This is a genomic window from Agromyces albus, assembly GCF_004134825.1.
GTDB classification, from domain to species: Bacteria; Actinomycetota; Actinomycetes; order Actinomycetales; family Microbacteriaceae; genus Agromyces; species Agromyces albus.
Window position 1 is genome coordinate 40,107 of the sequence record NZ_SDPN01000023.1, and the last position, 20,079, is coordinate 60,185.

A 20,079-nucleotide genomic window follows, 5' to 3' on the forward strand; every position below is an offset into this window, starting at 1 on the left:
TCCCTGCAACGTGACGAGCACATAAGATTGACAGAACATCTTGCTTACGTGCGGGGGAAACACTATGGCCGGCGAGGAAACCTACTGGCCCGACGAGCTCTTCGCCGACCTCGACCGCACGGGCCCGGTGCCCCTGTACTTCCAAGTGTCGACACGGCTCCAATCGGCCATCAGCTCGGGCGCGGTTCCGGCCGGCGCGCGGCTCGAGAACGAGATCGCGATCGCCCAGCGGCTCGGCCTCTCCCGTCCGACGGTTCGGCGCGCGATCCAGGAGCTCGTCGACAAAGGATTGCTCGTGCGCCGCCGCGGCATCGGAACCCAGGTCGTCCAGGGCCAGGTCACCCGACAGGTCGAGCTGACGAGCCTCTACGAGGATCTGAAGAACTCGAACCACGAGCCCGGCACCCAGGTGCTCGCCCACGAGATCGTCCCGGCGACGGAGATCGTCGCGGAGAGCCTGGGCGTCGCTCCCGGCGACGAGGTCGTCTACCTGCGCCGCCGGCGCAGTACTGATGGCGTGCCCGTCGCCGTGCTCGAGAACTACCTGCCGGCCGAGTTCGCCGACATCACGACCGAGCAGCTCGAGCAACGCGGGCTCTACCAGATCCTCCGCGCCCGGGGCGTCACGATCCGGATCGCGCGGCAGAAGATCGGCGCACGGCGCGCGCAGGGCGATGAAAGCGACGTGCTCGACATCGACCGTGGCGGCCCCGTGCTCACGATGGAGCGCGTCGCGTTCGACAGCTCAGGTCGCGCCATCGAGTACGGCCACCACTGCTACCGTCCCGACCTGTACAGCTTCGAGACGACCCTCGTCGCGAAGTGACCGGTCAGTTCGCGTAGTCGGACACGTGCACCGTCGCGGCATCCGCTTCGATGCTGAACGCCTCGGCGGCACTGCAGATGGCGCGAGCGCGCGCGATGCGGGGCAGGTCGCTGCCATCGCGGATGCCGTGGCGCTCGAGCGTCTCGAGCACGTCGAGCGCCCAGGCGAGCTCGTCGCCCGAGGGGCTGAGTGCGGTGTTCACCGCGGCGACCTGCTCCTCGCGCAGGCAGAGGCGCCCGGTCATGCCGAGCGATGCTGCATGCTGTGAGGCGCCCTCGAGCACCGAGACATCGCGCGGCACGGTGGGTCCGTCGATCGGGCCGGGCAGGCCGGCCGCGCGACTCGTGCTGACGAGGCGCGAGCGCGCGTAGAGCAGGGCGAGCGGGTCGTCGGCCGCGCCGGTGTCGCGGCGGAAGTCGCCGCTGCCGAATGCGAGCCGGCTCACGCCCGGAGCCTCGGCGATGTCGAGCGCCGCTTCGACGCCGCGCGCGCTCTCGACCAAGGCCACGATCGCCAGCTCGCCATCGAGGGCGTCCACCGTGCGACGCACGTGGTCGGGCGCCTCGACCTTCGCGAGCATGATGCCCGCGACGAGCTCGCTGCCGCGACCGCGGATCAGCGCGACATCCGTTCGCCACTCATCGGACGCCGCGTCGCCGATGCGCACCCATGGGCGCAGCCCGGATTCGGCAGCCGCGACGAGGGCACGACGTGCGCGACCCTTGTCGGCACCCGCGACGCCGTCTTCGAGATCGACGATCACGACATCGGCAGCGGATGCCGCGATTCGGTCTGCCAGGTCGGGCGCAGAGCCCGGCACGAGCAGCCACGAACGGGCGAGCCCGACGGGCACCGCGGATGCGGTGCCCGTCGGGGCCGTGACGGCTGACTCAGCGGCCACTGGCCTGCCCAGCCTTCTCGCGCTCGAGGTCACCCACGATCGCCTCGATGGCGGCGGTCGACGGGCGCTCTTCGCGCTCGAGCTCGGCCTGCTCGTCGGGCGAGAGGTGGTCGTCGACGCTCATGGTCGACTCGTCGAACGGCCGGTCGCCGGCGAGCACGCTCGTCAGCTGCTCGCGATCGAGCTGCTTCGTCCAGGTGCCCACGAGCAGCGTCGCGACGGCGTTGCCGGTGAAGTTCGTGAGCGCGCGTGCCTCGGACATGAAGCGATCGATGCCCACGATCACGCCGACACCGTCGACGAGGTCGGGGCGGTGCGCCTGCAGTCCACCGGCGAGCGTGGCAAGGCCCGCGCCGGTGACGCCGGCGGCACCCTTCGAGGCGACGATCATGAACAGCAGCAGACCGATCTGCTCACCGATCGAGAGCGGCGTGCCCATGGCGCTCGCGATGAACAGCGAGGCCATCGTGAGGTAGATCGCGGTGCCGTCGAGGTTGAACGAGTAGCCGGTCGGCACGGTGATGCCCGCGACCGACTTCGAGACGCCCACGTGCTCCATCTTCGCGATGAGGCGCGGCAGGGCGACCTCGCTCGACGACGTCGACACGATGAGGAGGTACTCGCGACCGAGGTACTTCATCATCCGGAAGATGTTGACTCGCGCGACCGCCCACAGGAGCGATCCCAGCACGCCGACGATGAAGATCGCGCACGTGATGTAGAAGGCGATCATGAGCGTGCCGAGGCTGATGACGGCCGCGATGCCCGTGTTGCCGACGACGGCGGCGATCGCACCGAACGCGCCGATCGGCGCAACCCACATGATCATCGCGAGGATGCGGAACACGAGGGCCTGGATCTGGCGGATCGCTCCGAGGATCGGCGTGCCCTTCGAACCCATCCGCTGCAGGGCGAAGCCGACGAGCAGCGCCACGAACAGCACCTGCAGGATGTTTCCATCGGTGAGCGACGACAGCATCGAAACCGGGATGATCCCAAGGAGGAACTCGGTCGTGGTCTTCGGCTCGAGCGTGCTCGTGTCGTACGAGGCGCCGGTGATGTTGAGGCCCTCACCCGGGTGGATGAGGTTGCCGACGACGAGGCCGATGCCGAGTGCGAACGTCGACATGACCATGAAGTACAGCAGCGCCAGGCCGCCGACCTTGCCGACGGTCGCCGCCTTCGCGATCGATCCGACACCGAGCACGATCGTGCAGAAGATGATCGGGGCGATCATCATCTTGATGAGCAGCACGAACGCGTCGCCGATCGGCTTCAGGCCGACCGCGAACTCGGGAACGACGAGTCCCACCGTAATACCGGCGAGCACGGCCACGATGACCGCGATGTAGAGGTAGTGGGAGGAGTCGATCCTCCGCCGGGGCTTCGTGCCCTCGGTGCGAGACTGGAGCGCCATTGCCGTCCCTTGCCTTCCTTGGTCGTCATCGCCGATCGGCGACGAACTGCGGGGTATCGACCAAGGATGCGATGCTGGATGCCGCGACATCCGCTTGTGTTCATACTGTTCGCGGTGCACGCCCGCCTCCGCCTGTCTAGAGTGATGACGGGCAGCGTTGCGAGGAGAGCATGAAGCAGTGGATCCGTGGCTGGAGCATCGCCGCGAAGCTCTTCGCCCTCCAGCTCGTGATGATCGTCGCGCTCGCGACGCTCGCCGTCGTGTGGATCTGGGCCGACGCCCGCACCGACGTCGAACGGGATGCCGCCGCGAAGAGCCTCGCGGTGGCCGAGACGCTCGCCTCCGACCCGTTCGTCGAGACGTCGCTCGGCACGGGCGATCCGACGGCTCGCCTGCAGCCGTATGCGGTCGAGGTGATGGCCGAGGCCGGCGTCGATTTCATCACGATCATGGCGCCCGACCGCACCCGGTACACGCATCCCGACCCTGAGCAGATCGGGCAGGAGTTCCTCGGCAACATCGACCGCGCCCTCGACGGCGACGCGTTCACCGAGACCTACACCGGCACCCTCGGCCCCTCCGTGCGAGCGGTCGTGCCCATCGAGACCGCCGCGGGTGAGCTCATCGCACTCGTCGCCGTCGGCGTCACCGTCTCGAACACCGAGGTCGCGCTCGGCGGCCGCATCGCGACCGTCATCGGCGCGGCCCTCGCGATGACCGGCATCGGGGCGGTCATCGCGTGGCTCCTCAGCCGGTACCTGCGGCGTGTCACCTGGGGACGCGGCGCAGAGGAGATGAGCCGCATGTTCTCGTACTACGAGGGCGTGCTGCACTCCATCGGCGAGGGGCTCGTGCTGCAGGACCGGTCGAATGCGATCGTGCTCTACAACGACCGCGCCGCCGAACTGCTGGGGTTGCCGCGGCGCGAGCGCCGGGATCCGGGCCACGCGGTCCCGCTCGCCGATCTCGACCTGCCGCCCGCCGTCGCCGAGGTGTTCGGGCGCACCGACGCGGTCGTCGACGAGATCGCGATCACCCCGACGCACGTGCTCGTGATCGATCGCGACGTCATCGTCTCGCAGGAACGCGGTCGCGGCGGCGGCCTCATCGGATCCGTGACGACCCTCCGCGACCACACCGAGCTGCAGGAGCTCACCGGCGAGCTCGAGACGATGACGACGCTCTCCGATGCGCTCCGCTCGCAAGCGCACGAGTTCGCGAATCGGCTGCACACGATCATCGCGCTCATCGAACTCGATCGGGCAGCGGATGCCGCGGCCCTCGCGAGCTCTGAGCTCGCCCTCAGCCAGGCGCTCGCCGACCGCCTCTTGTCGGCCGTGGAGGAACCCGTGCTCCTCGCGCTGCTGCTCGGCAAGGCCGCGCAAGCGAGCGAACGCGGCATCGTGTTCGACATCGACCTGCCCGCCCGGCTCGAGGCGACCTCGGTGCCCGCTCGCGACCTCATCACGATCGTCGGCAACCTCATCGACAATGCGCTCGACGCGGCGGCGGCGACCCCGACTCCTCGCGTCGACGTCGCCGTCGAGCTGATGGCCGGCGAATTGCGCATCGCGGTGAGCGACAGCGGTGGCGGGCCCGCCGACGCCGATCGCGTCTTCGAGCTCGGCGTCACGACGAAACGAGCCGCGGGGCACGGCATCGGGCTCGCGCTCGTGCGCCAGACCGTCGTGCGTCTCGGCGGCCGCATCGGCGTGCACGGGTCGACGTTCGAGGTGGCGCTTCCGGTCGCCACGCCATCATCGGCGCCGGCTGCCGCGGCACAGGAGGTCCCGGATGCCTGAGCCGCACGTGTCCGAACCGATCCGGGTGCTCGTCGTCGAAGACGAGCCCGTCACCGCAGAGGCGCACGCCGCCTACCTCGCGCGGGTCGACGGATTCACCGTCGCCGGCATCGCCCACACGGGCCACGAGGCGATCCGGCTGCTCCGCGACTCCAGGGAGGGCCGCACTCCCCCGATCGATCTCATCCTCCTCGACGTGAACCTGCCCGACACGACGGGCATCGACCTCTGCCGCTCGCTGCGTGCGTCGGGCATCGAGATCGACGTGATCGCCGTCACCGCGGTGCGCGACGCCGCCGTCGTGCGCTCGGCCGTCTCGCTCGGCATCGTGCAGTACCTCATCAAGCCGTTCAACTTCGCGGCCTTCGCCGAGAAGCTGCAGGCCTACCGCGACTACCACGGCCGCGTCGGTTCCGCCGTCGTCACCGACCAGCAGGAGGTGGATGCCTCGTTCGCGGCGCTTCGCACCTCATCGAGCGCCGACCTCCCCAAGGGCCTCACTCGTGAGACTCTCGATCGGGTGCGCGTCGCCGTGCGCGACTCCCCCGCCGGTGCGATGTCGGCGGCCGAGCTCGCCGCCGAGCTCGACCTCTCTCGCGTGACCGCTCGACGTTACCTGGAGCACCTCGCCGACACCGGCATCGTCGAACGGGCGGGCCGCTACGGCACCCCCGGCCGCCCCGAGGTCGAGTACCGTCGTCGCTGAGCAGGGCTCGTTCCGCGCAACCCAGGCACGAAGGCATTAATCTCCCGCAGCGCAAGCCTCTGCCGATCGGCGGGCCATCGCGGTACGTTCGTGCCACCAGTGGGTAGGTACGTGTCAGGAGAGGAACGTGATCATGGCTGATTTCGTTGACCCGATCGAGGAACCGCAGACGCACCTCGACCGCGACGCCGACGCACCGCTCGATCCGGATCTGGACAACGAGGATCTGCTCACCTCCGCCGAAGCCGACCGGCGCGCAGCGGTGGCAGGCGACGGCCCGGAGGACGGCACCGAGGTGACGAGCGCGAGCGAGGGCGACCCGATGGACGAAACCACGCCCGTCGACAACCTCGAATAGTCGCCACGAGGCCGACGCCGCCGCTCGTCACACGCGCGGCGGCCCGGCGCGCACGCGGTCGCGTGCGTAGCGGGCGACCCGCTTGGCGGGCACGCTCCAGTCGGATTCGAGCCACCACGTGGCGCCCGCGTCGGCCCACGGGCGCACGATCGCGGCATCCGCTTCGGCATCGGTGCCGCTCGTCGTGCCCTCTTGCACGACGTCGAACGGGGCGTCGGCGAGGCCAGCCTGCTCGCGTTCGGCGCGGATCCACGCGATCGCCTCGGCGGCGATCTCGGGCGTGTAGGTGCGCTGCTGCAGGACGGGATCGATGCCGTCGGCTTCGGGCGGTGTGTAGTTCGGAATCCAGCCGTCGTAGCGGGCGACGCGGCGCATCGAGCGCTTGCGCGGCCACACGCCGACGACCCACGTGGTGATGCGCGGCTCCTGCACGATGGCGGGCGGCAGCATCGTGTCGGTGCGGTGCGCGTGGTAGTGCTCACCCTCGTACTCGAACGGCTCCCCACGCCAGAGGGGCTGCAGGAGCTCGAGTCCCTCGTCGAGGAGCTCGGCGCGCACCTTGCGGCCGGGGTCTTCTTCGAAGATCCAGAAGCGCTGCTCGACGTCGGCTGGCACACCGAGCCCCGCAGACAGGATGACGCGGCCGTTCGAGAGCCGGTCGACCGTCATCGTCTGCCCGGCGAGCTCCCACGGGCGCCGGCGCGGCACGGGCGTGAGCATGGTGCCGAGCCGGATGCGTTCGGTCACCATCGCCGCGGCCGCGAGCGTCGCCCACGGATCGGTCGCCCAGATTCCCTCCCACACGAAGAAGGCGTCCCAACCGGATGCCTCGGCGAGCGGCGCGAGCTCGACCGCCAGGTTCGGATCTGTGCCGGTGAAGATGAACCCGTACTTCATGCGATCGACGCTATCCCCGACCCCCGACAGCGGGCTCACTCCACGTGATCTCGTGGTTGTAGAGCCAGTCGTTGCGGGTGTCGTCGCGCGCCTTCTTCAGGAACATCGGCAGCAGGGCGTCGCGGATGGCGATACCGAGGCGAGACTTCGTCACGCGCTTCTGCCTGTTGATGGCGCGGGCATAGCCCACGACCGCTTCAGCGCGCGACTGGCGCACGCGCTGGTATTCGGCGAACGCATCGGTGTGATCGGGTTCGTCGCGCAGGCAGCGCGCGAGGGCGACGGCATCTTCGAGAGCGAGGGATGCCCCCTGGCCGGCGCTCGGCGAGATGGCGTGCACGGCGTCGCCCACCGCCACGACCCGGCCGCGGCTCCAGTGCGGCACGCGCGCGAGGTCGTCGATCGGGTAGCCGCCCACGTCGCCGCTCGCGTGCTCGAGGATCTGCGGCACGGGATACGGATCGTCGGCGTGCAGCTCGCGCAGCTCGGCGAGCCACTCCCCCGCGGTCACCTTCCGCAGTGCGGCGCGGTCGGTCGCCGGGTGCGTGATGTTCGCGAACCAGTACACCTCGCCGCCGTCGCGCACGAGGTAGCCGAAGAAGGAGCGGCGGCCGAAGACCATGTGCTGCGTCTCGGGCGTCGGCGAGAGCCCTGGCACGTGAGCGAACCCGCCGAGTCCGACAAGTCCGCTGTACTCCGGCGCCGGGGCGTTCGGGTCGATGTGCCGGCGGGTGGGCGAACCGACACCGTCGGCGCCGATGAGCAGGTCGCCGGTCGCGGTGCGGCCGTCGGCGAACGTCGCGTGCACCGCGGCATCCGTCTCATGGATGGATTCGAGGCGCGCCCCGAAGGTGATCGGGATGCCGGCCTCCTGCACGGCCTCGCGCAGCACTCGATGCAGGATGCCGCGGCGCACGACGACGCCGCCGCGCTCGGGGTCGCGAGCTGGGCCGTTCGGCACCGTGCCGAGCTGCTTCCCGGTGCTCGACCACATGACCATATGCGGAGAGCGGTGCCCCTCGCGGACGAGCCGCTCGCGCAGCCCGAGGTGCTCGAGCACGGCGAGCCCGTTGGTTGCGACGTTGAGGAACAGTCCCACGTACTCGTCGGGTTGTTCGCCGGCCTCGAAGATCTCGACCTGCCAGCCGGCGCGCTGGAGGAAGAGGGCGATGGCGGGGCCGGCTACGCCGCCTCCGATGATGAGTGCCCGTGACATGGGATGCTCCTTGAGTAGACTGTGAAAAGACTCTCGAATGTAGAGTCTCTCGATAGTAGAGAGAATACGAGCGGATGGCCGAGAAGTCAACGCGCGATCGCGAGATCGAGCGCGCCGGCGAGGTGATGCGCGAGTTCATGGCTCGCGCCGTGCTCTTCCAGGAGGCGGTCGCGAAGTGGGGCGGCCTGAACAGCACCGACCTGCAGTGCGCGAGCCTGCTCATGAGCCAGGGCCCCGCGACGCCGGGTGAGCTGGCCGACCGAGCCGGGCTCACCGCGGGCGGAGGCATCACCACCGCGATCGATCGACTCGAGCGAGCCGGCTTCGTCTCCCGCGAACGAGACCCGAACGATCGCCGGCGGGTCATCGTCACGGCGAACGCCGGCGCGATCCTCGAGCGCTTCGGCGAGGTCTACGGCCGGGTCGGTGCGCGCTGGAACGACTACCTCGAAACCCTGAGCGACGAGCAGATCGCCTTCGCCAACGAACTCTTCTCGCGTGCCGCCGAGCTGAACCGCGACGAGATCGAACGGCTCCGCGGGCAGTGAAGCGCCTGCGAGAGTGCCAAGAATGGCGACCTGCGCACTATCGCAGCAGCTTCACGCGCCCTAAGGTGAGGTAACCCTTACCTCACTCGAAGGCAGCTCATGACGATCGCTTCATCCGCTCTCCGCCCCCACTCCGACGGCGAGCCGATCGACGTCGCAGCCCTCGTGCGCGCGGCATCCGCCGACGATCACCGCGCCGCCGAGACTCGCGGGTTCATCACGGCGCTCATGGGCGGCGAGCTCTCACTAGCCGAATACACGCGCTACCTCGCCCAGCTCGCGTGGGTGTACGAGGCCCTCGAGGAACGCGGCAGCCGTGAGGGCGACCCCGCCGTCTTCGATCCGGCGCTCGCGCGCATGGCCGCGATCGACGCCGACCTGGCCGCGCTCGGGGCATCCGATTGGCGAACGGCCCACCCGCCGCTGCCCGCGACGGCCGCGTACGCAGCCCACCTGCGCGAGATCCAGCGCGACGACGTGCGCTACCTCGCGCACCATTACACGCGCTACCTCGGCGACCTCTCGGGCGGCCAGGCGATCGCCACGCTCGTCGCGCGTCACTACAGCGCCACGCCAGAGCAACTCGCCTTCTACCGGTTCGACGTCGCCGAGCGCAGCGTCGAGCGCTACAAGCGCCGCTACCGCGAGGCGATGAACGACCTTGCGCTCTCGCCCGAGCAGGTCGAGGTGCTCATCGACGAGGTGCGGGCATCCTTCCGCCTGAACGGTGCCGTCTTCGAGGAGCTCGCGGGCTGAGTGACGGATGCCGCGGGCGGGCGTCATCCTCGCGGATGATTCGTCGCCCGCGCTCGGCCGGCCGAGGCATCCGCTGGGTAGACTTCAACGACACCACGCCGCCTGATGACCCGGCTATCGCCGCGTCCGACGACAGGAGCCTCCTCCCGTGATCCATACCGCCCTCATCCCGTGGCTCGACCCCGAGACGATCATCGCGTCGGCCGGACCCTGGGCGCTTCTGGTGGTCTGCTTCATCGTCTTCGCCGAGACCGGCCTGCTCGTCGGCTTCCTCCTGCCCGGCGACACACTGCTCGTCATCTCGGGCCTGCTCTCGAACCCCGAACTGGTGCCGCCGAACGGCGTGTTCGGCGTGAACGTCTGGCTCGTGTCGATCCTCATCGGGCTCGCGGCGTTCGCGGGCGGCGAGGTCGGCTACGAGATCGGGCACCGTGGAGGGCCGAAGGTGTTCGAGCGCAAGGAGAGTGGGGTCTTCAGCGTCAAGAACGTCGAACGCACGAACGCGTTCTTCGAGCGGTTCGGCGGGCTCACGATCATCCTCGCGCGCTTCGTGCCGATCGTGCGCACGTTCGCCCCCGTCGCCGCGGGCGTCGGCCACATGAAGCGCCGCCGCTACTCGCTCTACAACTTCATCGGCGCTGTGATCTGGGGCTTCGGCCTCACGATGCTCGGTTTCGTCGTGAGCTTCATTCCGCCGGTCGCCTTCATCGTGCGCGAGTACATCGACATCATCCTGCTCGTCGCGGTGGGCGGCACGGCGCTCATCACGCTCTGGCACTACTTCAGCGAGCGCCACAAGGCGAAGAAGGCCGCCGCGGCAGGCGAAGACGTCGTCACCGACGAGAACGAAGCCCAGCACCTCGCGCTCGACCCGAAGATCTTCGAGCGCGGCGCCGACGAGCGCTGAACGCATCGCCGGTCACGGCGTCACCGATGCTGCGACTGTTCGTGCTCGGCCCGCCCCGCGGGTTCCAGCTGGAACGTCGAGTGCGCGACGTCGAAGTGCTCGTCGAGGCATCCGCCGAGCTCATCGAGCAGCTCTCCGGTGCGGCCTGAGGCGAACACCTCGGGCTCCACCTCGACGTGGGCGCTGAATACGTGCGAGCCCGACGTGATCGCCCACACGTGCACGTCATGCACGGCCACCACCCCGTTCGTCTCGAGGATGTGCTCGCGGATCTCGGCGACATCCGTGTCGGCCGGCGCCGACTCGAAGAGCACGCGCACCACGTCGCGCAGCAGCACCACGGCGCGCGGCACGATGAGCGCCGCGATCAGGAGCGACGCGATCGGGTCGGCCGCGTCGAAGCCCGTGAGCACGATCACGACGGCGGCGACGATGACGAGGAGCGATCCCACCATGTCGCCGAACACCTCGAGATAGGCGCCGCGCAGGTTGATCGAGTCCTTCGCCCCACCGCGGAGCACGAGCATCGCGGCGAAGTTCGCGCCCAGGCCGATGGCCGCCACGACGAGCATCGGCACACCCTGCACCTCGTGCGCCTCGCCCCCGGCGCCCGTCGCCAGCCGCCCGATCGCACTGGCAGTGACGGAAACGGCGACGACGACGAGGATGACCCCGTTCACGAGCGCGCCGAACACCTCGGCGCGACGGTAGCCGTAGGTCTGGCGATCGGTTGCGGGGCGTGCCGCCACGACGGCGGCGACGAGCGCGACGACGAGGCCGATGAGATCGCTCGCCATGTGGCCGGCGTCGGCGAGCAGGGCGAGCGACCCGCTCACGGCGGCGCCGATGAGCTGCACGACGAGGAACGCGCCGGTGATCGCGATCGCGACCCAGAGCCGGGTGCGGTTCGTGGTCTGCGCGTGCGCGTGGTCGTGTGAGTGTGCCATCCCTCTCAGCGTAGGTCGGGATGAGCCGATCGAGGCCAGTTAGGAATGAGTCGCGTTCTCAGCCGGTCGCGAGCGCGTGTCCTAGCCCTCGAGCTGGCCCGCGATGCGCTCGAGCTCGGGCAGCAGCGCCTCGAACGCGCGGGCCCGGTGGCTCTGCGCGTTCTTCTCGGCCGGGAGGAGCTCGGCCGACGTCACCTCGAGCCCCTCGGGCTCGAAGATCGGGTCGTAGCCGAAGCCATGCGACCCCCGCGGCTCATAGGCGAGCGCACCGCGCCAGCGACCCTCGGCCGTGAACTCGTGCCCGCCGGCGAGCACCGAGCCGGGCACCACGAGTGCGATCGTGCACCGGAACTCGGCGCCACGATGGGGCCGGCGGATGTCGCTCAGCTGGTCGAGCAGCAGTCGCACGTTCGCCTCGTCGCCCGCCGCCGACCCGGCCCAGCGTGCGGAGAATACGCCGGGAGCGCCGCCGAGCACGTCGACGCAGATGCCGGAGTCGTCGGCCAGGGCGATGCGTCCCGTGTGCTGCGCGGCCGCTCGCGCCTTGATGAACGCGTTCTCGGCGAACGTGACGCCGGTCTCAGCCGGCTCGGGCCCGTCGTACGCATGCACGACGGCGCCCGGCATCCGCTCGCCGATGATGCGCTGGAACTCGGTGACCTTGTGCTGATTGTGGCTCGCGAGCACGAACTCGAGCGGCATCGGGATCACGCCTCGATGCGAGCGAGCACGGACTGCTGGATGCGGGTGAGCTCGGCGGTGCCGTCGAGCGCGAGGTCGAGCAGCGAATCGAGCTCGCGACGGTCGAACGGCGCGCCCTCGGCAGTGCCCTGCACCTCGACGAAGAGCCCGCGCCCGGTGGCCACGACGTTCATGTCGGTCTCGGCGCGCACGTCTTCGACGTAGGCGAGGTCGAGCATCGGCACGCCGTCGATGATGCCCACGGAGACCGCCGAGACGGTGTCGATGAGCGGCTTCGCGCGCTGGCCGATGAACTTCTTCTCGCGCGCCCACTCGATCGCGTCGGCGAGCGCGACGTAGGCGCCCGTGATCGCCGCCGTGCGGGTGCCGCCATCGGCCTGCAGCACGTCGCAGTCGATCTGGATGGTGTTCTCGCCGAGGCCCTTGGTGTCGACGACGGCGCGCAGGCTCCGGCCGATGAGGCGGCTGATCTCGTGCGTGCGGCCCCCGATGCGTCCCTTCACCGACTCGCGGTCGTTGCGCGTGTTCGTCGCTCGGGGCAGCATCGCGTACTCGGCGGTGACCCAGCCGCGGCCCTTGCCCGACATCCAGCGCGGCACGCCGTTCGTGAACGACGCCGTGCACAGCACCTTGGTGCGGCCGAACGAGACGAGCGCGCTGCCCTCGGCGTGCTCGCTCCAGCCCCGCTCGATCGTCACCACTCGCAGCTCGTCGGCGGTGCGGCCATCGGCGCGAACGGCGGTGGTGGGCGTGATTGTCTCGGATGCCTCGGTCATCGGATCTCCTGTCGAAGCTGTGCGTGGTCGGGAAGGGTCACGGCGCCGGTCTCCACGAGCTCGACGCTCGGGATCTCGGGGCCGATGAGGCGGTGGGCGAGGTCGAGGAAGTCACTCGTGGAGTGCCCCGTCGCCTCGTAGCGATAGGTGGGTGGCAGCGCAGCGCGGCGCTCCATGCCGGTGCTCACGAGCACACGGTACACGTCGTTCGCGGTCTCGACGTCGCTCGAGACGAGCGTGACGTCCTCGCCCATGACGTAGGAGATCGCGCCCTTCAGGAACGGATAGTGCGTGCACCCGAGCACGAGGGTGTCGATGTCAGCCCTGCGGAGCGGCGCGAGGTACTCCTCGGCCACGGCGAGCAATTCGTCTCCGGTCGTGATGCCGGCCTCGACGAATTCGACGAATCGTGGACACGCCGCTGAGAACAGCTCGAGGTGCGGGGCCGCGGCGAACGCGTCGTCGTAGGCGCGCGAGCCGATCGTGCCCTCGGTGCCGATCACGCCCACTCGCCCGCGCCTTGTGGCAGACACGGCGCGGCGCACGGCCGGCTGGATGACCTCGACGACGGGCACGTCGTAGCGTTCACGGGCGTCGCGGAGCATCGCCGCCGACGCGGTGTTGCACGCGATGACGAGCATCTTCACGCCTTGCGCCACGAGGTCGTCGAGCACGGCGAGCGCGTAGCCGCGCACGTCGGCGATCTTCTTCGGGCCGTAGGGCGAGTGCTCGAGGTCGCCGATGTAGAGGATCGACTCGTTCGGCAGCTGGTCTTTCACCGCCCGAGCGACGGTGAGACCGCCGACGCCGGAGTCGAAGATTCCGATCGGTGCGTCCGTCACGACATCCAAGCTTAGGTGAGGGCGGCGCCGTCGTAGGCGGCGCGGATGGCACGAGCGACCTTCGTGGCCTCCGGATGCCGGTACTGACGGTGCCACGCGAGGTGCACCTCGATCGGCGGTGCGTCGTGAATGCGCACGAAAACCACACCCGGGCGAGGGGACTGGTGGGCCGTCGCCTCGGCGGTGACGCCGATCGCGTCGCCTGCCGCGATGAGGTCGAGCCACTCCTCGACGTCGCCCGTCTGGGTCATCGGCGGCGCCTCGAGCCCTGCTTCCGACCAGAGGGCGGCGCTCGTCGTCCCCGTGTGCCGGTCGACGGCGACGATGAACGGGACCAGCTCGGCGAGGCCGACCTCCTCGCGATCGGCGAGGGGATGGTCGACGGGCAGCACGACCACGCGCGGTTCGACGCCGACGAGCTCGGAGTCGAGATCAGACCGTTCCACCGGATGCCGCACCACGGCGAGGTCGACGAGGCCGTCGACGAGGCCGGCATCGCGCCGATTGATGCGCACGAGCCGAAGGGGCGTCGCCGGATGCGCTCGATTCCACGCGCGGAGCACGGGTGTGGTGTGCGCGCCGAGCGCGGCCCATGCGTACCCGATGCGCACGACGGAGCGCTCCCCGCGGGCCTCGGTCACCGCGCGGTCGAGCTCGGCGAGCACGCGCCGGGCCGTTGCCGTGAAGGCGATGCCCGCGTCGGTGGGCTCCACGCGACGAGTGGTGCGGTGCATGAGCGGCGTTCCGAGCTCGTGCTCGAGCGACGCGAGCGACCGGGAGACGCTCGCTTGCGACATCCCGAGCCGATCAGCGGCCGCCGTGAACGAGCGCTCGTCGTCGACCGCGACGAGCACCCGCAACTGCCGAAGGTCGACACTCATGTGACCAGCGTATCAATCGACGTGGATTGCATTTCTCACTGCACCAATTGCGTCGTAGCGTGAGGGTATGGCACGGGAACGGATCGCAGCGGGCGCTGCCGTCGGGGGCGCCGTGTCGGTGCAGGTCGGCGCGGCGATCGGCGCGACGATCTTCCCGCTCGTCGGGCCCGCCGGCGTCGTCGCGCTCCGGCAGGCCGTCGCGGCGATCGCACTGCTCGCCGTCGCCCGGCCGCAACTCCGCGGACTTCGCTGGCCGACCGTGCGACCCGCCATCCTGCTCGGCCTCGTGCTCGTCGTGATGAACCTCACCCTGTACGGCGCCGTGGAGCGAATCGGTCTCGGACTCGCGGTGACGCTCGAGTTCCTCGGCCCGCTCGCCGTCGCGCTCCTCGGTTCCCGGCGGCGGTTCGACCTGGTGTGCGCCGTCATCGCCGGGATCGGGGTCGTGCTCCTCACCGGCACCGTGCCGGGGCTCGATGTCGTGGGCATCCTCCTCGGCCTCGCGGCGGCCGCGGCCTGGGCGGCATACATCCTGTTGAGCCAGCGTGCCGGACGCAGTCTCCCCGGCATCCAGGGCACGGCGATCGCGAGCCTCGTCGCCGCGATCCTCACCTCGCCGATCCTCGTCATCGTTCTCGTCGGGCTCGACCCGCACGAGCTCCTCCGCGTCGCCCTCGTCGCCCTCGCCGCCGGCATCCTGTCGTCCGCGCTCCCCTACTCGATCGACCTCCTCGTGCTCCGCCGCCTTCCTCGCCAGCTCTTCGGGGTGCTCCAGAGCGTGCATCCGGCCGCCGCCGCGGTCGCGGGTCTCATCGTGCTCGGTCAGACGCTCGGCGCGTGGCAGATCGCCGGCCTCGTGCTCATCACCGCCGGGAACGCCATCGCCGTCGGCCGCGGCACTCCCTCCGCAGCACCGCCTGCACGTCGCCGACTGGCCGAGGTGTCACCGATAGGCTGACCGTGTGACCGGGTCTGCTGCGCTCTTCACCGACCGCTACGAACTGACGATGGTCGACGCCGCACTGCTCGACGGCACCGCGCACCGAGAGAGCCTCTTCGAGGCCTTCGCGAGGCGGCTGCCCGACGGACGCCGCTACGGCATCGTCGCCGGCACCGGCCGCTTGCTCGAGCTCATCGATCAGTTCCGATTCGCCGACGCCGAGCTCGAGTGGTTGCGCGATCACGAGGTCGTGCGGCCTGCGACGATCGACTGGCTCGCCGACTACCGCTTCTCGGGCGACATCTGGGGATACCGCGAGGGCGAGGCGTACTTCCCCGGCTCACCGTTGCTGACGATCCAGTCGACCTTCGCCGAAGCGGTCATGCTCGAGACGCTCGTGCTGTCGACCCTCAACTACGACTCGTCGGTAGCGAGCGCCGCGGCGCGCATGGTCTCGGTCGCGCTCGGCCGGCCCGTCGTCGAGATGGGCTCTCGCCGCACGAGCGAACATGCCGCGATCGCAGCGGCGCGCGCTGCGTACATCGCCGGTTTCGATGCGACGAGCAATCTCGAAGCCGGCCGCACGTGGGGCATCCCGACGATGGGCACGGCGGCACACGCCTTCACGCTGCTGCACGACTCCGAGGAAGACGCGTTCCAGGCGCAGGTCAACGCGTTCGGCCCGAAGACCACCCTGCTCGTCGACACGTACGACATCGCCGAGGGTGTCGACCGCGCCGTGCGGATCGCCGGGCTCGGTCTCGGTGCCGTGCGCATCGACTCCGGTGACCTGCCCACAGTCGTCGCCGCGGTGCGCGAGCAGCTCGACGAACTCGGCGCCGTCGACACGAAGATCACCGTCACGAGCGACCTCGACGAGTTCATGATCGCGGCCCTCTCAGCTGCACCCGTCGACTCCTACGGCGTCGGCACGGCCGTCGTCACCGGCTCGGGCTTCCCGGCGGCGGGCATGGTCTTCAAGCTCGTCGCGCGGCGCGACGGCGCCGGCGAATGGGTGGCCGTGGCGAAGTCGTCGACTCAGAAGCTGAGCGTCGGGGGCCGCAAGAACGCCGCGCGCCGGCTCGATTCCACTCGAACCGCCCGCGAGGAGATGGTGTTCGTCGGCGATGGCCCCGACGGCGAGGCCGAGTTCGAGGCCGGCACGTCGCTTCGTCCGCTCATGGTGCGGTTCATGACGGGCGGCAAGGCCGATCCGGCCTACCTCGGCAAGGCGGGCACGGATGCCGCGCGAGCGCACCGTGCCGAGGTCATGCAGGAGCTCCCCATCGACGCGTTCCGACTCGGGCGCGGCGATGCCGTGATCCCCACGGTCTACCGTTGACGCGCCGGGAATCACCCCGCCCCGGGAATCACTCGGACTTGAGCCGCTCGTAGATCGCCTTGCACGACGGGCACACCGGGAACTTCTCGGGATCGCGCCCGGGGGTCCACTTCTTGCCGCACAGCGCACGCACCGGCTTGCCGGTCATCGCCGACTCGAGGATCTGCTCCTTCTTCACGTAGTGCGAGAAGCGCTCGTGGTCACCCGGCTCGATCGTCTCCTTCTCGAGGAGCTCCTCGAGTTCGCGGTCGAGGACCGAGGTGCCGCCGCCGGGGGCATCCGGGTCGGCGATGCTCGCGTGCACGGGTCGAATCATGCCTTCGATTCTACGCAACGAACCCGCCACCTCGTCCTCGGCCCGCGACGCCCTACGCACGCAGGGCGGCCGCGAGGATCTCAGGGCCGCGACGGTCGAAGACGCGACCGCCGCCCCAGATACCCAACACGAGCACGACGAGCCCGAGGCCCACGCCGGCCACGAACGATGCCGTGAACCAGGCCGGGTCGACGAGGATCCCGAGGCCGGCGAAGACGACGGCAGGCGACGCGATGAGCAGTGAACCGAACATCGTGACGGTTTGCACGAGCGCGGTGATGGTCCCCGTCGACTGGGGCGCCTGGAAGGGGCTGTCACCGGGCTTGACCGCCGGATACGGCAACCGCGCCGAGGTGAACGAGCCGAGCCCGAGTCCCGCGAAGAGCAGGGCGGTGCTGACGCCGAGCACCGACGGGAGCAGCCGCCAGTCGTTGAGCACGAACACCGTGACGGCGCTTCCGAGTCCGATGACGAGCACGCCCGCGATCAGCACCGGCACGATGCGCCCCGCGCGATCTGCCGCCCCGCGCACGCCGGAGGCCACGTGCAGCCAGACCGCGGTGCTGTCGTAGGCGGTGTCGTTGTGAAGGCTCCAGCCGAGGAACAGGCACATGAGCGGCACCGGAATGAGCGCGACGTAGATGAGCGGGATGCCGGCGAGGCTGAGCGGCACCATCACGAACACGGGCGCGATCGGCACCATCACGAGCGACACCCAGTAGCGCGCATCGCGGAACCAGTAGGTGAGGCTGCGGGCGGCGACCGCGCCGGTGGCGCCGTGCGGCATCCGGTCGAACCAGCCGAGGCCGCGGTAGCTCTTCGCGGATGCCTCGCGACCCGGTGTCACGAGCATGCGCGCGACGAGCCCCTGCCACCCCAGCCAGATCGCGCCGACGGTCGCCGCGGCGATCAGGAGCTTCAGGATCGCTGCACCCCAGTCGCCCGCTGCAGCGTCGCCGGGAATCGCGAACACGGCGCCGAGGGGCGTCCAGCCGAGCACGCCTGCGATCGACTCGAGCACCCCGAGGCCCGAGCTCGCCCAATCGGTCGTCACGAGCACGACGAGGATCGGCGAGAGCATCACGATGAGCAGGATGCCGAGCACCCCCATGAGTTCGCGGGCCCGGCGAGTGGCGAGCAGGAGCGATGCGAGCCCGGTTGCGACGCGGGCGATCAGGATGCACGTGGCGAATGCCATCGCCGCCGCGATGATCGCGAGCAGGAGCTCGGCAGGCCCGCGCGACCACGTGAACACCGTGCCGAGCAGCACGATCGCGAGCACGAAAGCGGGAATGCCGACCACCGCTGCGACCGCGAGACCGAACGCGAGCGTGCGGTTGGACACCCCGAAGAGGGCGAACCGCCTCGGGTCCATCGTGTCATCGACCCCGAACACGAGCGGGAACACGATGAATCCGATGATCGTCGCCGCCCCGACGACGATGAACGCGTCGCGGATCACCTCGACGTCGCCCGCGAAGCGCAGGCCGACGAGCAGGGCGAAGAGCATCACGGCCACACCGAGCCCGTAGATGAGCCCGACGACGATGCCCACGACTTGCCAGGGGCTCCGCCGGAAGATGTTCGCGAGCAGGCGCAGTTTCAGTCGGAGAAACTGTGCAACCATTCCATGCCCTCCGCTGCCTTGCGTCCGCCTGCGAGTTCGACGAATCGGTCTTCGAGGGTCTGGCCGCCACGCACCTCGTCGAGGGTGCCCGCGGCGAGCACCCGCCCCGCGACGATGATCGCTGCAGAGTCGCAGACCCGCTCGATGAGGTCCATGCCGTGGCTGGACAGCACGACCGTGCCGCCGCCCGCGACGTACCGCTCGAGGATGTCGGTGAGGTTCGCAGCCGACACCGGGTCGACGGATTCGAACGGCTCATCGAGCACCAGCAGTCGCGGCGAGTGGATCATCGCGCACGCGAGGGCGATCTTCTTCGTCATGCCCGCCGAGTAGTCGGCGACGAGGCGGTCGACGGCGTCTTCGAGCCCGAAGGCCGCGATGAGGTCGGCGCTCCGCTCACGCACCGTGCGGTTGTCGAGCCCCCTGAGCACGCCCGAGTAATAGAGGAGCTGGGCGCCCGTCAGGCGGTCGAAGAGGCGCAAGCGGTCGGGCAGCACGCCGGTGGCGCGCTTGGCAGCTCGAGGGTTGTCCCACGCATCGATGTTGTGGATGCGCACGGTGCCCGCGTCGGGCCTGAGCAGTCCGGTGACCATCGACAGCGTGGTGGTCTTGCCCGCGCCGTTCGGCCCGACGAGACCGAAGAACGATCCGGCGCGCACGTCGAGCGAGATGCCATCGACCGCGGTGTTCGGGCCGAAGCGCTTGACGAGGCCATCGATCGCGAGCACTCGAGGCGCGTCGGCGGGAGGAGCCGGACGTGCGACGCGCAGTGTGCGCTTCTTGCGTGGCGTCGGCTTCTTCGGCACGGGAATGACGGCGACGGCCTGGGCGGCGGTGGCCGGCACCTCGGCGGTCGGCACCTCAGTGGCCGGCACCTCGGTGGCCAACATCTCGGCGGCCGGCACGTCGGCGGCCGCCACCTCGGCGGTCGGCACCTCGGCGGTCGGCACCTCGGTCGCCGTCGCGATGGCATCGGATATCGCGGGCTCGATGATCGCGGCCCCGGAGCTTGCCTCAGGCTGTGGAATCGCCCTCGCGGGCTCGATGATCGCGGCCCCGGAGCTTGCCTCAGGCTGCGGAATCGCCCTCGCGGGCTCGGTCACCTCGGCGGCCGCACGTGAGGGCGCGCGCTCGACCGTCTCTTCGTCGATCTCGGATCGCCCGGCGGGCGCCTCGGCGGTCGACGGAGTGGCGACCTCGACGGAGGGCGACTCCTCGGTGGCCTTACGGCGCGATCGTTCTGCCGCCGTCGTCTCGGTCGTGAGCGAGGCCGCCACGCGCAATGCCTGGCGCTGACTGCTCGCCGCCGCCGCCGCGCGGCTCCGCGCCGTGGACGCTGCCGCCCCCTTCGCCGCCGTGGCCCGCGGCGTGG

The 20,079-nt window shown here is 69.9% G+C and carries 21 protein-coding genes; 9 read left to right on the forward strand and 12 right to left on the reverse strand.

Annotation, left to right across the window (positions count from 1 at the left end; genetic code table 11):
- The first annotated feature begins 64 nt into the window (after positions 1–64).
- Positions 65–826, forward strand: a complete 762-nt coding sequence (locus tag ESP51_RS12740) for a GntR family transcriptional regulator (protein WP_129521273.1) — start codon at positions 65–67, stop codon at positions 824–826.
- A gap of 4 nt (positions 827–830) precedes the next feature.
- Here the strand turns inward: ESP51_RS12740 and ESP51_RS12745 are convergent, their stop codons facing one another.
- Together ESP51_RS12745 and ESP51_RS12750 are read right to left on the reverse strand one after the other, a co-directional pair.
- Positions 831–1,727, reverse strand: coding sequence for an HpcH/HpaI aldolase/citrate lyase family protein (locus ESP51_RS12745; protein WP_241843148.1), 897 nt, complete (start codon positions 1,725–1,727; stop codon positions 831–833).
- Entirely contained in the window at positions 1,717–3,144 is a 1,428-nt protein-coding gene (locus ESP51_RS12750; protein ID WP_129521274.1) for a cation:dicarboxylate symporter family transporter, read from the reverse strand. The genes ESP51_RS12745 and ESP51_RS12750 overlap by 11 nt, the downstream gene beginning before the upstream one ends.
- A gap of 170 nt (positions 3,145–3,314) precedes the next feature.
- On the opposite strand from ESP51_RS12750, the gene ESP51_RS12755 reads away from it, so the two are divergent.
- The 3 genes from ESP51_RS12755 to ESP51_RS12765 all read left to right on the forward strand — a co-directional run bounded on the left by ESP51_RS12755 (position 3,315) and on the right by ESP51_RS12765 (position 6,010).
- Positions 3,315–4,946 carry an ATP-binding protein gene (locus ESP51_RS12755; protein WP_129521275.1) on the forward strand — a complete coding sequence of 544 codons (1,632 nt, stop codon included), beginning with the start codon at positions 3,315–3,317 and terminating at the stop codon, positions 4,944–4,946.
- On the forward strand, positions 4,939–5,652 hold the full coding sequence (locus ESP51_RS12760) for a response regulator (RefSeq protein WP_129521276.1): 714 nt from the start codon (positions 4,939–4,941) through the stop codon (positions 5,650–5,652). The genes ESP51_RS12755 and ESP51_RS12760 overlap by 8 nt, the downstream gene beginning before the upstream one ends.
- A 133-nt stretch (positions 5,653–5,785) precedes the next feature.
- Positions 5,786–6,010, forward strand: coding sequence for a hypothetical protein (locus ESP51_RS12765; protein ID WP_129521277.1), 225 nt, complete (start codon positions 5,786–5,788; stop codon positions 6,008–6,010).
- Positions 6,011–6,037: 27 nt separating this feature from the next.
- Here ESP51_RS12765 and ESP51_RS12770 read toward each other — a convergent pair whose 3' ends face one another.
- Together ESP51_RS12770 and ESP51_RS12775 are read right to left on the reverse strand one after the other, a co-directional pair.
- A complete protein-coding gene (locus ESP51_RS12770) occupies positions 6,038–6,907 on the reverse strand; it encodes an LLM class flavin-dependent oxidoreductase (protein ID WP_129521278.1) in 870 nt (289 codons plus the stop codon).
- Positions 6,908–6,917: 10 nt separating this feature from the next.
- Positions 6,918–8,123: an FAD-dependent oxidoreductase gene (locus tag ESP51_RS12775; protein WP_129521279.1), complete on the reverse strand. Its 1,206-nt coding sequence runs from the start codon at positions 8,121–8,123 to the stop codon at positions 6,918–6,920.
- Between the two features lie 74 nt (positions 8,124–8,197).
- Between ESP51_RS12775 and ESP51_RS12780 the strand changes: the two genes are divergently transcribed.
- The 3 genes from ESP51_RS12780 to ESP51_RS12790 all read left to right on the forward strand — a co-directional run bounded on the left by ESP51_RS12780 (position 8,198) and on the right by ESP51_RS12790 (position 10,334).
- Complete coding sequence (locus tag ESP51_RS12780; protein ID WP_129521280.1) at positions 8,198–8,671, forward strand: MarR family winged helix-turn-helix transcriptional regulator; 474 nt, start codon at positions 8,198–8,200, stop codon at positions 8,669–8,671.
- A 99-nt stretch (positions 8,672–8,770) separates the two neighbouring features.
- Complete coding sequence (locus ESP51_RS12785) at positions 8,771–9,427, forward strand: biliverdin-producing heme oxygenase (protein ID WP_129521281.1); 657 nt, start codon at positions 8,771–8,773, stop codon at positions 9,425–9,427.
- A 148-nt stretch (positions 9,428–9,575) separates the two neighbouring features.
- Positions 9,576–10,334, forward strand: a complete 759-nt coding sequence (locus ESP51_RS12790) for a DedA family protein (RefSeq protein WP_164990508.1) — start codon at positions 9,576–9,578, stop codon at positions 10,332–10,334.
- Between the two features lie 20 nt (positions 10,335–10,354).
- On the opposite strand, the gene ESP51_RS12795 is transcribed toward ESP51_RS12790, so the two are convergent.
- From ESP51_RS12795 to ESP51_RS12815, 5 genes are all read right to left on the reverse strand, one after another.
- Complete coding sequence (locus tag ESP51_RS12795; protein WP_129521282.1) at positions 10,355–11,281, reverse strand: cation diffusion facilitator family transporter; 927 nt, start codon at positions 11,279–11,281, stop codon at positions 10,355–10,357.
- A gap of 81 nt (positions 11,282–11,362) precedes the next feature.
- Positions 11,363–11,983, reverse strand: coding sequence for an RdgB/HAM1 family non-canonical purine NTP pyrophosphatase (rdgB, locus tag ESP51_RS12800; RefSeq protein ID WP_129521293.1), 621 nt, complete (start codon positions 11,981–11,983; stop codon positions 11,363–11,365).
- A gap of 5 nt (positions 11,984–11,988) precedes the next feature.
- Positions 11,989–12,759 (reverse strand): ribonuclease PH, encoded by a 771-nt coding sequence (gene rph, locus ESP51_RS12805; RefSeq protein ID WP_206737305.1) that lies wholly within the window; start codon positions 12,757–12,759, stop codon positions 11,989–11,991.
- Positions 12,756–13,601 carry a glutamate racemase gene (murI, locus tag ESP51_RS12810; RefSeq protein WP_129521283.1) on the reverse strand — a complete coding sequence of 282 codons (846 nt, stop codon included), beginning with the start codon at positions 13,599–13,601 and terminating at the stop codon, positions 12,756–12,758. The genes rph and murI overlap by 4 nt, the downstream gene beginning before the upstream one ends.
- A gap of 11 nt (positions 13,602–13,612) precedes the next feature.
- Complete coding sequence (locus ESP51_RS12815) at positions 13,613–14,482, reverse strand: LysR family transcriptional regulator (RefSeq protein WP_129521284.1); 870 nt, start codon at positions 14,480–14,482, stop codon at positions 13,613–13,615.
- Positions 14,483–14,549: 67 nt separating this feature from the next.
- Between ESP51_RS12815 and ESP51_RS12820 the strand changes: the two genes are divergently transcribed.
- On the forward strand, positions 14,550–15,440 hold the full coding sequence (locus tag ESP51_RS12820) for an EamA family transporter (RefSeq protein WP_129521285.1): 891 nt from the start codon (positions 14,550–14,552) through the stop codon (positions 15,438–15,440).
- Positions 15,441–15,444: 4 nt separating this feature from the next.
- Positions 15,445–16,764: a nicotinate phosphoribosyltransferase gene (locus ESP51_RS12825; protein WP_129521286.1), complete on the forward strand. Its 1,320-nt coding sequence runs from the start codon at positions 15,445–15,447 to the stop codon at positions 16,762–16,764.
- A gap of 28 nt (positions 16,765–16,792) precedes the next feature.
- Here ESP51_RS12825 and ESP51_RS12830 read toward each other — a convergent pair whose 3' ends face one another.
- From ESP51_RS12830 to ESP51_RS21265, 3 genes are all read right to left on the reverse strand, one after another.
- Positions 16,793–17,080 (reverse strand): DUF3039 domain-containing protein, encoded by a 288-nt coding sequence (locus tag ESP51_RS12830; RefSeq protein ID WP_129521287.1) that lies wholly within the window; start codon positions 17,078–17,080, stop codon positions 16,793–16,795.
- A gap of 52 nt (positions 17,081–17,132) precedes the next feature.
- Positions 17,133–18,707 (reverse strand): hypothetical protein, encoded by a 1,575-nt coding sequence (locus tag ESP51_RS12835; RefSeq protein ID WP_129521288.1) that lies wholly within the window; start codon positions 18,705–18,707, stop codon positions 17,133–17,135.
- Positions 18,683–20,079: ABC transporter ATP-binding protein (locus ESP51_RS21265; protein ID WP_422386847.1), on the reverse strand; the 1,397-nt coding region annotated here is incomplete at its 5' end. The genes ESP51_RS12835 and ESP51_RS21265, both read right to left, overlap by 25 nt.

Bases quoted from the DNA above. Each gene is read 5' to 3' on its own strand.
- ESP51_RS12820 (WP_129521285.1), top strand. From the start codon at position 14,550: ATGGCACGGGAACGGATCGCAGCGGGCGCTGCCGTCGGGGGCGCCGTG.
- ESP51_RS12770 (WP_129521278.1), bottom strand. From the start codon at position 6,907: ATGAAGTACGGGTTCATCTTCACCGGCACAGATCCGAACCTGGCGGTC.
- ESP51_RS12765 (WP_129521277.1), top strand. From the start codon at position 5,786: ATGGCTGATTTCGTTGACCCGATCGAGGAACCGCAGACGCACCTCGAC.
- ESP51_RS12835 (WP_129521288.1), bottom strand. From the start codon at position 18,707: ATGGTTGCACAGTTTCTCCGACTGAAACTGCGCCTGCTCGCGAACATC.
- ESP51_RS12830 (WP_129521287.1), bottom strand. From the start codon at position 17,080: ATGATTCGACCCGTGCACGCGAGCATCGCCGACCCGGATGCCCCCGGC.
- ESP51_RS12775 (WP_129521279.1), bottom strand. From the start codon at position 8,123: ATGTCACGGGCACTCATCATCGGAGGCGGCGTAGCCGGCCCCGCCATC.
- ESP51_RS12785 (WP_129521281.1), top strand. From the start codon at position 8,771: ATGACGATCGCTTCATCCGCTCTCCGCCCCCACTCCGACGGCGAGCCG.
- rdgB (WP_129521293.1), bottom strand. From the start codon at position 11,983: ATGCCGCTCGAGTTCGTGCTCGCGAGCCACAATCAGCACAAGGTCACC.
- ESP51_RS12755 (WP_129521275.1), top strand. From the start codon at position 3,315: ATGAAGCAGTGGATCCGTGGCTGGAGCATCGCCGCGAAGCTCTTCGCC.
- ESP51_RS12760 (WP_129521276.1), top strand. From the start codon at position 4,939: ATGCCTGAGCCGCACGTGTCCGAACCGATCCGGGTGCTCGTCGTCGAA.
- ESP51_RS12750 (WP_129521274.1), bottom strand. From the start codon at position 3,144: ATGGCGCTCCAGTCTCGCACCGAGGGCACGAAGCCCCGGCGGAGGATC.
- rph (WP_206737305.1), bottom strand. From the start codon at position 12,759: ATGACCGAGGCATCCGAGACAATCACGCCCACCACCGCCGTTCGCGCC.
- ESP51_RS12795 (WP_129521282.1), bottom strand. From the start codon at position 11,281: ATGGCACACTCACACGACCACGCGCACGCGCAGACCACGAACCGCACC.
- ESP51_RS12740 (WP_129521273.1), top strand. From the start codon at position 65: ATGGCCGGCGAGGAAACCTACTGGCCCGACGAGCTCTTCGCCGACCTC.
- ESP51_RS12815 (WP_129521284.1), bottom strand. From the start codon at position 14,482: ATGAGTGTCGACCTTCGGCAGTTGCGGGTGCTCGTCGCGGTCGACGAC.
- ESP51_RS12780 (WP_129521280.1), top strand. From the start codon at position 8,198: ATGGCCGAGAAGTCAACGCGCGATCGCGAGATCGAGCGCGCCGGCGAG.